The 15,197-nt window shown below is 69.5% G+C and carries 10 protein-coding genes and 2 CRISPR repeat arrays; of the genes, 8 read left to right on the top strand and 2 right to left on the bottom strand.

Annotated elements, in window-relative coordinates:
• Window positions 1-34: 34 nt before the first annotated feature.
• A CRISPR array of direct repeats spans window positions 35-795; the repeat unit is 30 nt; unit sequence CGGTTCACCTCCGCCTGCGCGGAGCGGACG.
• Between the two features lie 214 nt (window positions 796-1,009).
• The 8 genes from ACFVIU_RS13335 (at window position 1,010) to cas2e (ending at window position 10,697) form a co-directional block, all read left to right on the top strand.
• Window positions 1,010-3,946: a CRISPR-associated endonuclease Cas3'' gene (locus tag ACFVIU_RS13335; protein WP_385842470.1), complete on the top strand. Its 2,937-nt coding sequence runs from the start codon at window positions 1,010-1,012 to the stop codon at window positions 3,944-3,946.
• Between the two features lie 217 nt (window positions 3,947-4,163).
• Window positions 4,164-5,756: a type I-E CRISPR-associated protein Cse1/CasA gene (gene casA / locus ACFVIU_RS13330; RefSeq protein WP_385842469.1), complete on the top strand. Its 1,593-nt coding sequence runs from the start codon at window positions 4,164-4,166 to the stop codon at window positions 5,754-5,756.
• 66 nt (window positions 5,757-5,822) lie between these two features.
• Entirely contained in the window at window positions 5,823-6,545 is a 723-nt protein-coding gene (gene casB, locus ACFVIU_RS13325; RefSeq protein WP_385842468.1) for a type I-E CRISPR-associated protein Cse2/CasB, read from the top strand.
• 69 nt (window positions 6,546-6,614) lie between these two features.
• Entirely contained in the window at window positions 6,615-7,808 is a 1,194-nt protein-coding gene (gene cas7e, locus ACFVIU_RS13320; RefSeq protein ID WP_385842467.1) for a type I-E CRISPR-associated protein Cas7/Cse4/CasC, read from the top strand.
• The gene (gene cas5e, locus ACFVIU_RS13315; RefSeq protein WP_385842466.1) at window positions 7,805-8,680 is read left to right on the top strand and encodes a type I-E CRISPR-associated protein Cas5/CasD; all 876 of its coding nucleotides are present in this window, start codon (window positions 7,805-7,807) and stop codon (window positions 8,678-8,680) included. The genes cas7e and cas5e overlap by 4 nt, the downstream gene beginning before the upstream one ends.
• Complete coding sequence (cas6e, locus tag ACFVIU_RS13310) at window positions 8,677-9,369, top strand: type I-E CRISPR-associated protein Cas6/Cse3/CasE (RefSeq protein WP_385842464.1); 693 nt, start codon at window positions 8,677-8,679, stop codon at window positions 9,367-9,369. The genes cas5e and cas6e overlap by 4 nt, the downstream gene beginning before the upstream one ends.
• Window positions 9,366-10,355: a type I-E CRISPR-associated endonuclease Cas1e gene (cas1e, locus tag ACFVIU_RS13305; RefSeq protein ID WP_385842463.1), complete on the top strand. Its 990-nt coding sequence runs from the start codon at window positions 9,366-9,368 to the stop codon at window positions 10,353-10,355. Before cas6e ends, cas1e begins: the two co-directional genes overlap by 4 nt.
• A 24-nt stretch (window positions 10,356-10,379) precedes the next feature.
• On the top strand, window positions 10,380-10,697 hold the full coding sequence (gene cas2e, locus ACFVIU_RS13300; protein ID WP_074993734.1) for a type I-E CRISPR-associated endoribonuclease Cas2e: 318 nt from the start codon (window positions 10,380-10,382) through the stop codon (window positions 10,695-10,697).
• An 18-nt stretch (window positions 10,698-10,715) separates the two neighbouring features.
• Window positions 10,716-11,842: a CRISPR direct-repeat array (repeat unit 29 nt; unit sequence GCCCGCTCCGCGCAGGCGGAGGTGAACCG).
• A 351-nt stretch (window positions 11,843-12,193) separates the two neighbouring features.
• On the opposite strand, the gene ACFVIU_RS13295 is transcribed toward cas2e, so the two are convergent.
• Both ACFVIU_RS13295 and ACFVIU_RS13290 read right to left on the bottom strand, forming a co-directional pair.
• Entirely contained in the window at window positions 12,194-13,105 is a 912-nt protein-coding gene (locus ACFVIU_RS13295; RefSeq protein WP_385842462.1) for a hypothetical protein, read from the bottom strand.
• A 956-nt stretch (window positions 13,106-14,061) separates the two neighbouring features.
• Window positions 14,062-15,099: an IS110 family transposase gene (locus ACFVIU_RS13290; RefSeq protein WP_385842460.1), complete on the bottom strand. Its 1,038-nt coding sequence runs from the start codon at window positions 15,097-15,099 to the stop codon at window positions 14,062-14,064.
• Between the last annotated feature and the right edge of the window lie 98 nt (window positions 15,100-15,197).

Below are 15,197 nucleotides of genomic sequence, written 5' to 3'. Positions count from 1 at the left end.
GCGCCCGCGGCGCGCGGGTTGCCCGAGGCGGCGTCGGTTCACCTCCGCCTGCGCGGAGCGGACGGTACCGACCCGGTGGGCTCCCTCTGCGCCGCCGGTTCACCTCCGCCTGCGCGGAGCGGACGGGCACCAACACCCCAGCCGCTGGCCCCTGAGCGGTTCACCTCCGCCTGCGCGGAGCGGACGCCGCCACAACCCGGCCCTCTGCCCTCTCCCGCGGTTCACCTCCGCCTGCGCGGAGCGGACGCGGCAAGGCGCCAGGTGACCGCCCAGCGTTCCGGTTCACCTCCGCCTGCGCGGAGCGGACGTGTTGATCCCGGACATCACAACCACGTTCACCGGTTCACCTCCGCCTGCGCGGAGCGGACGCGGGTGACGCTCCGAGTCGCCTGCGCCGGGCGGTTCACCTCCGCCTGCGCGGAGCGGACGTGCGCAAGGCGGGCAACGCCGCCGTCGGCCTCGGTTCACCTCCGCCTGCGCGGAGCGGACGCCGAGGGCCTGTGGACGAAGGACCCCGCGGACGGTTCACCTCCGCCTGCGCGGAGCGGACGTGGGCATGACGACTTTGACGGCGGCGGTGGCCGGTTCACCTCCGCCTGCGCGGAGCGGACGACAACGCGGCCTGCCCGAACTGCGAGATCGACGGTTCACCTCCGCCTGCGCGGAGCGGACGCGGTCATTCAGCTCATGCCAGGCCTGGAGGGCGGTTCACCTCCGCCTGCGCGGAGCGGACGAGTTCAAGCGGCTGCCCCCCAACGTGGACGTCGGTTCACCTCCGCCTGCGCGGAGCGGACACTTCCTGACCTGCGATGTTAGAAGGGGTTGACACTTCCTTTACCAACGCTGTTGCGGCGCATCAGAGTCTCCCTGACTTCGATCAAATGGCGGCGTCTCAGAGAGACGCGGCACAGCGGTGACAGAAGTCAAACTATCTCCGGTATGGCGACGGCGGTGGGGATTTCCGCAGGTGGGCCCGTGTTGTCGGTGGCTGCTGCTAGAAGTTCTCGGCATGAGCGATGTAGTGGTCCCGGACCAGGTGGATGTGCGGGTGTGGGGCAAGGAGCGAGGGCTGCCGTATCCGTACCCCTTGATCTGTCATCTGCTGGATGTGGCAGCGGTGTTCGGTGCGCTGTGGGATGTCCTGCTGCACCCTCGGTTACGGGAGCGCGTCGCGGGGGAGCTTGGCCTGGGTGTAAGCCAGGCGCGAGCGGTGCTGGCGTGGTGGGCGGGTCTGCATGATCTAGGGAAGATCACGCCACCGTTCCAGGCACAGGTGCCGGATGCGTTCAAGGCACTGACGGGCGACGGGGATTACCTTGCGGCGGCAGGGGCCGAGAGGTTGGCGGGGTTCCGGCACGAACTGGGGACGCACTGGGCGTTGGTGTCGTTGCTGGCGGAGGCCGGATATCCGGTATCGCGGGTGCAGGCGCGCAGTCTGCCGCATCAAGTGGCCCAGTTGCTGGGCGGGCACCACGGGTGTTTCGCAGATGTGGTGCCGCCCCGGCAGGCCGCGGCAGCCGGTCAGTATCAGGCGGGGCTGGGGCAGCGCGGGTGGCAGGAGCAGCGGCGCTGCCATCTTGAGGCGGTTCGGCGGGTAGTGGGGGCCGAGACCGTGCCGGCAGGGCAGCTGTCGGCGGCGACGTCGGTGCGGGTGTACGGGCTGGTCGTGTTGGCGGACTGGCTGGCCAGCAGCGTCGAGTGGATCCTGCCCGGTCTGCCGTCCAGGACGTGGCCGGGCAGTGCGGAACAGTTGGATGCGCACTACTGGCAGGCTGCGCGGGACGCGCCTGGCGTGGTGGCGACGGCGCGACTGGGCCGTACCGAGTTCCCGCGTAAGAAGGCTTTGAAGTTCGAGGAGTTGTTTCCGTTCACGCCGAACGCATTGCAGCAGGACATCGCGGAGGTCCTGCCCGGGCTGGTGGGGGAAGAAGGCTCGGGACTGGTACTGGTGACAGCGCCGACAGGCGACGGAAAGACGGAGGCAGCCCTGTTCGCGGCCGCGGCGCTCGGTCGGGCCTCGGGGGCGCGAGGGGTGTACTTCGCGTTGCCGACGATGGCGACCGCGGACCAGATGTTCCCGCGGGTGGCCTCGTTCGCCGAGCGCGTGCTGACCGGGGAGCGGGCCCTGTTGCTGATGCACAGCGCGGCCTGGCTGAGCCCCGCGATGGACGGCGTCCAGGGCGGATGCGCGACGGACACCTGGAGCCTCAAGGAGGCCGTCGGACAGGGTGAGCAGGGCGCGGATGCGTCAGGCGATGAGTTCAGTGCGGCTCCGGCCACTGCGGTGGAGGCGCGTGCATGGCTGCGGGAGGGCGGTAAGCGGGGTTTTGCCGCGCCGTTGGGCGCGGGCACGATCGATCAGGCTCTCGCTGCGGTCCTGCCGGTCTCCTTCAACGCGCTGCGTCTGTTCGGCCTGTCGGACAAGGTGCTGATCGTGGACGAGGCGCATGCCTACGGGCCGTGGATGCAGACGCTCATGGTCCGCCTTCTGGAATGGCTGGGGGCGTTGCGGGCCCCGGTGGTGCTGCTGTCGGCGACGTTGAGCGGCCGCTCCGCCAGTTCCCTCGTCGACGCGTACCGGCGGGGTGCCGGCTTCACCGCGCCCTGCGACGTTCAACCGGCCTACCCAGGCTGGCTGTTCGCGGACGCCGCGACGGGAGAGGTGTCGGATGCGCGCGCGGTGGCGACCTTGCGCCCGCGGACCCTGGACCTGTCGCTGCGGCAGGTGACCTGGGACTGCGATGACAGCGAAGCCCGGCTGAAGCCGGGCGGGCGGCGCGGCGTACTACGTGAAGTCCTCACTCCCGTTGCCGAGTTCGGCGGGACGGCGCTGGTGTGCTGCACGACCGTCGCTGAGGCACAACGCACCTTCCGCGACCTCCGCAAGGCGTTCCCGGCCCTGGCCCGCAAGAAGGGCGGGATCCGGCTGCTTCACTCACGCTTCCCCGGCCTGCTGCGACAGGAGATCACCGCCGACTGCGAGCTCGCCTATGGAAAGCCCGGCCCGGATGAACAGCTTGGTGCGCGGCCTGCGTCGATCCTGGTGGCGACCCAGATCGTGGAACAGTCACTGGACTTCGACTTCGACCTCGTGGTCAGCGACCTCGCTCCGCTGGCCCTGCTCCTGCAACGCGCCGGCCGCGGACGGCGCCACGCCCGCGGGGCGGCCGGACGCCCCCACTGGGCGCGGGCGGAGGAGCGGCCCGCTCTGGTCGTCCTGGAGCCCACCGGGCCGGACGGTGCGACCGAGCCCCCCAGGTCGTGGGGAGACGTCTACGACCACTCGCTTCTGCTGCGCTCGGCCGTCCTGTTGCGGGAGAAGGCAGGGCAGGGAATCGCTGTTCCCGGGGACGTGCAGCACCTCGTGGACGCCGTGTACGCGCAGGACTTCACCGATCGGCTGAAGGAGGCCGGTGAGGGGGAGGCCGAGGCGGCCGCGAGGCGGCTGCACGCACTCGACCAGCGACGGGCGGGTGCTCAGATCGCGGAGGAGACGCTCGCCGTGATGACTGGGATCAGTCCACCGTATGCGGTACGCGGTGATCTGTCCCTCCTGAGCAAAGGCACCGCGGAGATGACCGCGGAGTTGCTCACCACCCGGCTCGGTGCCGACACCGGACGCCTGCTCATGCTGTTCACCCAGGATGCGGGGGGTGTCTCGCTCGACGAGGACGGGCGACTCCCACTGCCGGACAAGGGTGCTCCGGACCGGGCGGCGGTGCGACGGATCGTCGCGCGCGCCGTACCCGTACCCGGCAGCTGGCTGCCTCCGGCTGGCGAGCGGCCCGACCTTCCTGCGGCCTGGCGCAAGCAGACCCACCTGCGTGACCTCGTCCTCGTACCCATGGTCCGTACGGCGGAGGGCAGCGAGGGCGCAGTCTGGCACGGTCAACTCGACGGCAGGTGCGTCGAGTTCACGCGCGAGACCGGTATCGATCGAATTTGACCGAGGTCACTGAACCGCTTGAGCTGTGCCAGGCACCCTTGGATGATTGAACCAGGCCCGTCCCTCGGCAGGGGGAGACGAGGGGCGGGCCGGATGAGCCCGCTTGCGCGGGCAGAGGGGAAGCACCGGTGGCGAGCTGTGGCACGCACCCGGTTCACCCCCGCTCACGCGGGGCCCTCGATACCCATTGTGCCAACCCGCCCACCGCAGGAGCGTGATGTTCACGGTGTCCGCCTTTCCCCTTGACGAAGCACCGTGGATCCCGGTCCTGTGGACTCCGGCCGCCCAAGCAGGCGGCCAGCACCTGCCGCCGCTGGTCGGCCTGCGCACCCTGCTGGCGCGTAGTCACGAGATCAGCTCGCTCGCCATCACCGAACCGCCGGCCTACTCCGCGGTCCTGCGCACGCTGTACGCGCTCACCGCCCGGGTGTGCGCGCTGGATGAGGACGACGACGGATCGGGCGAGGACTGGTCCGAGCGCCGTCTGAACATTCTGGACGCGGGCCAGCTGCCCGCCGACGGCATCACCGCCTACTTCGACGCCTGGGCGCACCGGCTGTGCTTGTTCGGCGAGCGGCCCTGGATGCAGGATCCGCGCCTGGCCGAGCAGTGCGATCCGGCGCGTTCGGCCGGGGTCAACAAGCTGGTGCCGACCCGGCCTTCCGGCAACAACCACGCCTGGTTCACCCACGTCCAGGACGGCGACCCTGACCCCGTCCCCGCAGGTGAAGCCGTCCTGAGCCTGCTGACCTGGCACTACTACGGCCCCTCCGGACGAGGCTCCGCCCGCACCGTCGGCGGAACCGCGAGCGCGAACATGAAGGCGGGCCCGCTGCGCGGCGCGCTCTCCTACCATCCCGAGGGCTCCACCCTCTTCGAGACACTCCTGGCGGGCCTCCTTCACCCGGACCCGCAGGTGAGCCGTACGACGGACCGCTGCATGTGGGAGTGGGAGGAACTGCCCGACCCGGACGCGCCGCCGCCCCCCGTGCAGGGGCCCTGCTCGCGGCTGACGGCCGTCTCCCAGCATGCCCTGCTCCTGATCCCCGACCCGGACGACGAGAACGTCGTGACGGATGCCTTCATCACCTGGGCCTACCGCGACGGGCGTCTGCCGCGCGACGACCCGTTCCTGATCTGGCAGATCAGCCAGCAGGGCAACCCTTATCCCCGGCCTGCGGATTCGGGGCGTGCGCTGTGGCGGGACATCGACGGCCTGCTGCTGCTCAAACCCGGCGGCACGTCCCAGGCCCGCCACCCCGAAGTCTTCTCCCCCTCCCATGCTCTGGAAGTCTCCGACGTGCTGGACAGGCCACTGGCCGTGCGTGCTCTCGGCTTCGAGCAGGACGGGCAGGCCAAGGACCGGCAGTTCGTCGCCGGGCTGACCCCGCCGGTCCTTGACCGGGCTGAGAAAACCAACCCGGCCGTCGCGCCGGCGGTCGGCTGGCTGCGGCGCACCGGCGAGCTGTACGGGCGGCGCGTGCAGTACGCGGTGCGCCGTGCCTGCCAGCTCTACACCCGTGAGACCAGGCCGAAGGAAGCCGACAACTGGGCAGAGCGGGCCGCCGCCATGTACTGGCCGCAGGCCGAGGAGGAGTTCTGGTCCCGCTTCGACGGCCTCGATACGACCGGCGCGCTCCTCGTCGAGGCCGGACTGGACCGTAACGCTGCCAGGCAGGCGTTCTTGCGGATCGCGGAACGGGCCTACGCGAGCGTCACCGAGCCGGTGTGCCACACCCAGCGCGGTGCGCGTGCTGTCGCCGACGCCCGTACCGAGCTCTACGGCGGCAACCGCCGTCCACGCTCCTGATCCGCCCCTGTCCGTCAGACCGCCGGCCACGCCCGGCCGCAGCGGCCGTCCCCGGAGGAACTCCCGATGACCACCACCGCCCCACCTGTCACCCGGCATTCCCTGTACCGCACGTACGTCGAAGAGATCACTGCCAGGTGCGGTGCCGATCCCGGTGTCCGGGTCGCTCTGCGCAAGGGACTGCGCCGCGGGCTGGACGACGTCAGCTCTATGCACCGCATCGTCGCCCCGTGGTTGCCCGAAGAGAGGGGAGAGGCGGAGGAGCGTGCTTTCTACGCCGTGGCCGCGATGATCGCCGACCGGCCCCGCCACTCCTTCACCGCCCCCGACGCCGACGAGACGACGCCGGAGCCCGACGGACGGGACTTGGCGGCCGCCAGCAACGAGCCGAAGACGGCGGACAAGGAGGCGGAACCCGCAGAAGAGCGGAAGGCGCCTGTGCGGGCCCGCCGGGACAGCCTGGGCGCTTCCTTCGCCCGCGCCGTCATCGCGCAGGGCGGACAGACCGGGGTCCGTCAGGACACGGCCGAAGCCCGCCTGAACCTCCTGACCCGACAGAGCCTGGAGGGGCTCCACCGTCATCTGCCCGGCAGCGTCCGTCTGTTGCGCGCCGGTGACACCGACATCGACTTCGCCGTCCTCCTGGCCGACCTGGCGGCCTGGCCCCGGTACTCCAAGGCCATCTCCCGGCGCTGGCTCCAGGACTTCTACCGCATCCGGAACTCCGCCATCGAAGCCGCCGCCCGCCGCCACGACAGCGAGGACGACGAGACCGGCGAGCCCAACTGACCCTTCCCACAAACGCCTTCGCGCCAAGCCTCGGCGGCCGGCCGCATCCACTTCCCTGGAGGACCCCTCATGACTGCGCGCGCCCGATTCCTCGACATCCACATCATCCAGTCCGTACCCTTCGCGAACCTCAACCGCGACGACACCAACTCCGTCAAGACCGTTCTCTACGGCGCGAAGCTGCGCACCCGTGTCTCCAGCCAGTCCTGGAAGCGGGCAACGCGCGTCGAGTTCGAAAGGATCACCGGGAGCAGCACGCTGCGTACCCGCCGCATCGGCGAAGCCGTCACCCGCGAACTCGCAGACCGCGGCTGGCCGCAGGAACTCGCCGAGCGGGCGGGCGCCCACATCGCCGCCTCGGTCGGCAAGTTCGAGGTCGAGGAGAAGACCGAAGGGAAGACCAAGACCGCGATCCCCAACCACGTGATCACCAACGCGATGGTCTACGTCCCCCAAGCCGCCGTGCGCGAACTCGCCGACTACGCCGAGGAACACCGCCAGACGCTGGAAGCCGCCAAGGACATCACGAAGAAGGGCGAGGCCAAAGCCTCTGCCCTGCCCAAGGCCGGTGTCGACGCGATCCTGCGCAGCCGCAACGACGTCATCAACCTCTTCGGGCGCATGCTCGCCGAGGTCGACCGGGCCGGCGTCGACGGCGCCGTCCAGGTGGCTCACGCCATGACCACCCACGAAGCCGACGCCGACCTCGACTACTTCACCGCGGTCGACGACCTCACCTCCACCTGGCAGGACACCACCGGCAGCGCCCACATGGGCCACGCCGAGTTCAGCGCAGGGACCTTCTACCGATACGCCACCATCGACCTCGAAGAACTCACCCACAACCTCGCCGGCACCGACAGCACCGCCGACGTCCACGAGGTTCTCACCAGCTTCCTGACCGCGTTCACCCTCGCCGTGCCACAGGCCAAGAAGAACTCCACCGCCCCCCACACTCTGCCCCACCTCGTCCACTTCGCCGTGCGCGGCGACCGGCCCGTCTCCTTCGCCGCCGCCTTCGAAGAGCCCGTACGCCCCGGCACGCACGGCGGCCACGGCGCCCCCGCGGTGGACGCCCTCGCCCAGTACGCGGCAGCAGCCGGCTCCTTCCTCGGCACCAGCCACCTCCTCTACCGGAGCTGGACCAGCCCGGAACTCAAAGACCTTCCCAACGCCCTCGGCCCGCGCACCGACAGCCTCGACGCCCTCATCACCGAAGCCGTCGGCCACGTCCGGACCGCCGGCCAGGACAGCGCCGCATGAGCGCCCCCCGCCGGGCGCACGTGCCGGGCCTGCTGCTGCGGCTGGCCTCGCCCCTGCAGTCCTGGGGCGAGCACAGCCACTTCGACGACCGCGACACCCTGCCCTTCCCCACCCGCTCCGCCATCACCGGCCTCCTCGCCTCAGCCCTGGGCCGCTCCCGCCACCACCACCTCGACGACCTCGCCCTGTCGGTCACGGTCCGCGCCGACCGTCCCGGCAGTCACCTGCGCGACTTCCACACCGTGGGAGGCGGCCTGAGCCGCGAGCGGACCGTGGTCACCGCCGACGGCAAACGACGCGACAGCGACACCTCCACCCTCACCAGCACCCGCTGGTACCTGCAGGACGCCGCCTTCACCGTGGCCCTCACCCTGCCCGACCACACAGACCCCCCCGCCTCCTGGAGCGACGCCCTGCTGTCCCCGCGCTGGCCCACCTACCTTGGCCGCCGCTCCTGTCCCCCAGCGGGCCCGCTCCTCCTGGGCCGCAGCACCGACGTCCTCCACGACCTCGTCCACCTCCCCCTCGCCGTGCACGCACGCCACGCCGTGACCGGCCCTGAAGACGGCAAAGACGCCACAGTCTCGGTGCTGTTCCTGTCCGACCAGCCCCTGACCGGACTGCCCGCCCCCCTCGTCCACAGCACACCCGACGACGGCACGCAGGAGCACTCCACCATCCTGGACGCCCCCGTCGACTTCACCTCCCTGCACCGCCGCCACCGGGCCCGCCCCCTCTACCGGCGCACCCTCACCCTGCCCGCCTCCCAATGCGCCGACTACGGAACCAGACAACTGACCCGACTCGCCGCCTACACCTCTCCCACCTACACACCCGCCGCCCACCCCGCCCGGGAAGGAAGCATCCAGTGACCCTCTACCTCACCCGGCTCATCCCCCACCCCTCCTCCCGACTGGCCCAGCAGGAACTGGGCGCCAACACCTCCCACGCCTCCCTCCACCGCCGCGTGATGTCCCTGTTCCCCGACGGCATCCCCGAACAGGCCCGCGCCCACTTCGGTGTCCTGTTCCGCGTCGAGGACACCCCCCGCGGCAACCACCTCCTGCTGCAGTCCAACCAGCCCCCCGACCCCGCCCGCCTCCCCGCCCAGTACGCCACCCTCACCACCCGCCCCCTCGACGCCCTCCTCGACGCCCTGGAGCCTGGCCGCACCCTGCACTACCGCTGCACAGCCTCCCCCGTCCGCAAGCCCGGCGCCACCACCCGCGCCCACTACAAGCTCCCCGCCGTCGTCCCCCTCAACGGCACCGCCGCAGACGAATGGTGGCACCGCCAGGCCGACCAAGCAGGACTAAAAACCCTCACCCTGCACTCCCAGCCCGTCGACGCAGCCCGCGACCGCCAGTACCCCGCCGACACCACCCGCGCCGACCGCGCCAAGCACAGCAACCGCATCCACCACCACCGCGTCCGCTTCGACGGCACCGCCACCGTCACCGACCCCGACCTGCTGCGCACCGCCGTCCTCAGCGGCATCGGACGCGGCAAGGCATACGGCTGCGGACTCCTCAGCATCGCCCCCGCCCCGGATCCCGCATGACCAGCGTCCCCGCGACGGCTCCCGGCCCCAACGGCGGGGGCCGTCGCCGTCTTGCCGCACCCACCGTCGCCATGCTGCCCCGCGTCGTCGACAGCCTCTCCTTCCTCTACCTCGACATCGTCCGCGTCCACCAGGACGACACCGGCGTCTGCGCGGAGATCACCACCCAACGCCGTGGCACCGAGACCGTCTATCTCCCCACCGCCTCCCTCGCCTGTGTCCTGCTCGGCCCCGGTACCTCCATCACCGCACCCGCCCTGGCCACCTTCGCCCGCCACGGCACCACCGTCCTGATCACCGGCATGGGCGGCGTACGCTGCTACGCCGCCACCGTCCCCGGCACCCTCACCACCACCTGGCTCGAACACCAGGCCCGCGCCTGGGCCGACGACACCCGCCGCCTCGCCATCGCCACCGCCATGTACGAGCACCGCTTCGGCCCCGGCCAGGCCCCGCCAGGAGCGACCCTCCAGCAACTGCGCGGACTCGAAGGACAACGCGTCAAAGCCCTCTACAAACTCCTCGCAAGACAGCACCGCATCCAGCGCTTCCGCCGCTCCTACGACCCCGACTCCTGGGACACCCAGGACCCCGTCAACCTCGCCCTGTCCGCCGCCAACACCTGCCTGTACGGAATCGTCCACGCCGCCATCGTCGCCCTCGGCTGCTCCCCCGCCCTCGGATTCGTCCACAGCGGCAACCAGCAAGCCTTCGTCTACGACATCGCCGACCTCTACAAAGCCGAACTCACCATCCCCCTTGCGTTCTCCCTGAACACCTCAGACCGGCCCGAAGCAGAAGCCCGCCGCTCCTTCCGCGACGGCCTGCGCCTCTTTCGCCTCATGCCACGCATCGTCCGCGACCTCCAGACCCTCCTCGCCCCCGACAGCCCCCAACCCGACCCCGACGAAACCTGCTACGAACAGCTCGTCGACCTCTGGGACCCCGTCACCGGCCCTCTCCCCGGCGGCACCAACCACGCCTGACCCACGACAGGAGCATCCCGGCCTGTGCCCGCCATGACCGTCATCTCCGCCACCGCCGTCCCCGACCACCTGCGCGGCGCCCTCACCCGCTGGCTCCTCGAAGTCACACCTACCCTCTACATCGGCACCATCTCAGCCCGCGTCCGCACCGAACTCTGGAACAACCTCACCGCCTGCCTCACCGAAGGGAGCGCCGTCCTGGCCTACCCCGCAACCAACGAACAAGGCTTCACCCTCCACACAGCCGGCCCCCAACGCCGCGACCCCCTCGACTTCGACGGCCTCACCCTCATCGCCTTCCAACGCCTCCCCACAAGTCAAGAAATCGCAAAGCCCCTATAGAACCGCAGGCCATGAAGGGCCCGCTCCGCGCAGGCGGAGGTGAACCGCAGGTCTCGTTGGGGCAGCAGGGGTTGGTGGTGCCCGCTCCGCGCAGGCGGAGGTGAACCGCTGGACGCGCTGATCTCCCGCCCGTTCCACCCGCCCGCTCCGCGCAGGCGGAGGTGAACCGATGGTGTACGGGGACTCCTGGTGGGTCGACCTGCCCGCTCCGCGCAGGCGGAGGTGAACCGTCGCCGGTGTAGTCCGTGGCGGCCGCGGCAGCGCCCGCTCCGCGCAGGCGGAGGTGAACCGATGATCGTGCAGGTGCTCGCGGCGGTGCTGGAGCCCGCTCCGCGCAGGCGGAGGTGAACCGGCAGAGGCCCGGGTTGTGGCGGCCCGGGCCTCGCCCGCTCCGCGCAGGCGGAGGTGAACCGGAACTGGCGTCGCCCCAGCCGCGCTACCGCTGGCCCGCTCCGCGCAGGCGGAGGTGAACCGTTGGTTCGGCCGGGGTGACGAGCAGCGTGAACGCCCGCTCCGCGCAGGCGGAGGTGAACCGACGCCGCCTCGGGCAACGCTCGCCGGCTTCCCGCCCGCTCCGCGCAGGCGGAGGTGAACCGATCACTGTCACGGTGTCAGGCGTCTCGCAGACGCCCGCTCCGCGCAGGCGGAGGTGAACCGTCGTGACGCTCGTTCTCACTCCGGCGGAACAGGCCCGCTCCGCGCAGGCGGAGGTGAACCGATAGGGCACTCGCCGGCGTTGAGGCGGTCGACGCCCGCTCCGCGCAGGCGGAGGTGAACCGCCCAGTAGGTCTCGCCGACTTTGACCGCGTAGGCCCGCTCCGCGCAGGCGGAGGTGAACCGCTCTCAAGGGCGCCGAACAGCATCTGGCCCGGGCCCGCTCCGCGCAGGCGGAGGTGAACCGCGTCCGTCCACACGTCGGTGCCGGTGGTGTCCGCCCGCTCCGCTCAGGCGGAGGTGAACCGCCAGTCGGCCGATCAACGTCGCAGGCCACATCGCCCGCTCCGCTCAGGCGGGGGTGAACCGGCCCGGTGCCAGGGGTTCCCTGACGATCACTCGCCCGCTCCGCGCAGGCGGAGGTGAACCGACCAGGCGATCCTCCAGGACGGCGTGTTCGCCGTCCGCTCCGCGCAGGCGGAGGTGAACCGGCAGCACCGGGCTTGCCAAGGAGGTCGTCAGGGCCCACCTTTTACCGGCGAACGTGAACCGCCGTTGCGGTCAGCTGGCCATGCCCACGACGAATGGTCGCACCGATCATCAGAAACCTACGATCCCGCACGGCATCCACCGAGCGCCGGTCACCCGACTCCAGGTTGTCGCGCCCTCGTCGGCAACAGGGCCTACCTCGAGCTCGCAATGGCGTACAAGGAGGGAGGGGCACCCATCAGCGGTCGGAGCCCTCTGGGACTTTTCTGGGACTTTCGGCCCCATCAACCGGCACGAACATGAAACAGCTGAAAGGCCATTCGCGCAGGTCAGCCACCATCAGCCACTCATCGCTACAGGTCACCGCGTTTACTGGTCTCTTCAGGGACATCTGACCTTTTCGTCCAGGTCCAGGGTGCCGGGTTATTCACGACGAGCACGCCGCTAACACGACTGTGGGCATGGTCGTAGGTGGCACTCCAGTAGCCATCGGGCTTGCGGGTGAAAGTCGATCCGCTGTCGTAAGCGTACTCGACCGTACTCCCGTACAGCGCTCTCTCGATGTCCTCATCTTCGGGGAAGTCGGCTGCATGGCCTAGCGCCACGATGAATGGCAGGTCCAGGTCACCATACTTCCCGCCCTTGTGTGTGACGGCGTGGAGCACTCGCTCCGATCCGTCCTCGACCGCCCATGCCGAGGGGTAGACGCCGATTGTCCTGCTGGATGGATTGCCACGTTTGCCTGGGCTGCGGGGAATCGCTTGAAACGTGAGGCACCAGCCAGCCTCTTGCCAAGTGTGACTGGGAAGCAGCACCTTACGCTCATAGTCGGCGATGACCTGGTCGGGGTCCAAGCTTTCAAGCCATCGCGTCAGCCCGGACTTCAGTCGTCTCTGCGGCGGCGTTGCCGTACCGGCGCTGTGCAGTTCGCATGATACGAAGAAGTTTGGACTCGGCAAGCGATCGATGGCATCGCTCAACTGCGGTGGGAGCGAGTAAGACCCAGCGTCACGCTTCTGAGCTTTCCAGATCGCCTCGATGACGAACTGCGCGTTGCCGCGTGTAACCAGGAAGTCGGGCTTATAGCCACCCGTTCCCGTCTGCCGCTCAACCTCCACGCTGCAACCGGAACCTAGCAACATCTCGTGCAGGTACAACTCCCACAGCGCAGAGTAGACGTTCGTGTCGGAGTTTCGGTCCCGCAGCCGACTGAGCAGGCCGGGTCGAGCCTGGTCCGGGAAGCGCGACCACCATTCGTTGATCACGTCCCGAACCTGGTCCCAGAACGGACCGGCGACCCTCTCGAAGAACTCGGCCTGTGGCTCGGCCGCCTGCTTCGGCGCCGCATCCGTCCGATTCCGGCTCGCCTATACACCCATGACAGACGATCGTAGGTCGCTCCGCAGGCCCTTCTCATTCCATTTCCACTGCGTCCCGACGACCACAGGGCTGAACCGAGTCAGCCGTTCTCACCCTTCCGGGCCCCTGTTGAAGTGCCGACCTGAAGAAGTGCCCACAGGCCGGTTTAGCCTCCAACGGAGGCACAGGTGCGAGATGCGCGAGTGCTCGGACCAAGACCGGCGGCCGCCCTACCGCCAACCGCGTTGACCATCACCTCGCTGCCGACGCGGACGCGGCGCCGCCAGTACAAGCACCAATCCGTCTTGACCAACTAAACGACGACGTCGCGCTGGAGCAAGCCGGCGGAGCGCCGTCGTATCACGTCCCCATCTTCGCAGCACGCCAGTCGGAGCAAGCCGACAGGTGTGCAGAAGCAAACAAGACGGTATGGTTCGTCGCGGGGAGTTCCGGGGCACGTGCTGCGCATCGACCGTACGACGCTTGTTGTCGCCGCGTCCTTGATTCGGGTGCTACGAGAGAGGACAACCGAGTGCGACGCACCAACGCCGGACGCTGCAACCCACTGCTTCGCAAGTCCCCCCGGGCCGCGTCGACGGGGCTTTCGTCGAGCGCCGCTCTCACACGCCTATCACCGACTGCGTCGACTCACCCGGATCAGGTGGCCCTGAGCTGGCATTACGTGCCCGTCATGGACTGCCCTGGACCCTCATGGACGGCCCTTACAACCTGTGCCATGTGGTACCCAGTGAGGGACCCAAGATCAGGACCGGAGCGTCTTCTGGCCCGTCAAAGCGGTATTGCAGGGTGTTCGGTGGTGTCTCACTCACGCCCCAGACCCTCTCACGTCTCACGGACGCCCCTATAACGGGGGAACGCTGGATACCGTTCTGACCAGGTTGAAGACCTCTCGGGCGGCATATCGCTTGAGGCATCGGATGATCTCGCGCCGGGTCTTGCCCTCCTGGGTGCGGCGTTCGTAGTACGCCTGGGTTCGGGGGTCGTGGCGCAGGCGGGTGAACACGATGCGGTGCAGGTCGGCGTTGGCCTGCCGGTCGCCGCCGTGGTTGAGCCGTCGCGTGATGCGCCGCCCGGAGGAGTACTCGATGGGGCTGACTCCGCAAAGGGCAGCAAAGGACGCCTCGGTGTTCAGCCGCTCGGGATTGTCCCCCATGGTGATCAGGAGAGTGACGGCGCTGTCCGGGCCGATGCCCATCGGTACGAGCAGTTGCGGCGCGTGGCGTTCGACGAGCCGGGTCAGGCGTTGGTTCAGCTCGTTGATCTGCCCGGTGAGCTGTTCGATGCGTTCGGCGAGCATGCGTAATGTCATGTGGGTGGTCTGGACCACCGCGTCCTCGTCTCCCCCACCATCGGGTGGGCTGAGGGTCGCGCAGGTGCGGAACAGCTCGGCATTGCCCAAGCTCGACAACCGTTCCCGCAGGGCGGGGTCGGCGATCACTAGGACGGCCTTGAGCTGGTTGATCGCCTGGGTGCGGGCCTTGACCGCGGAGTCCTTGGCGAGCTTGTAGATCCGGGCGCTGTGCACCGGGCCGTCGCCGGACTTGGCCTGGGCCCGGGTGCGACCGCTGAGCACGGCTCGCGCTGCGGCCTGCGCATCGAGCGGGTCCGACTTGCCGAGCAGACGGCGGGCTGTGCGGTCAGGCCGATTCACTTCGAACACCTGGACATGCTGGGCCAGCAGGTAGCGGGACAGGCCCGCGCCGAAGGTACCGGTGCCCTCCACACCAGCCCGGCGCACCGTCCCCCGCCTGCGGGCCCACACGAGCAGCCGACGGTAGCCGGCCACCGTCGCCGGAAAGGACTCGGTGCCAAGGACCTTCCCCAGCGGGGAGATTACGGCGGCGACGTGCACCTCACCGTGCGTGTCCACGCCGAGCACGACTTCTCTCCGCACGGGAGGATCCGTACTGGAGGAGGTGCTGCGCTGTCTGGTCGTCATGGTGGTTCGCCTCCCGCAGGGTGACACGCTGAGTGGAT

Source organism: Streptomyces sp. NPDC127190, assembly GCF_042672505.1.
In the GTDB taxonomy this organism is placed as follows: Bacteria; Actinomycetota; Actinomycetes; order Streptomycetales; family Streptomycetaceae; genus Streptomyces.
Note: the sequence above shows the minus strand (reverse complement) of the source record. Positions and strands in the feature narration are given on the sequence as shown.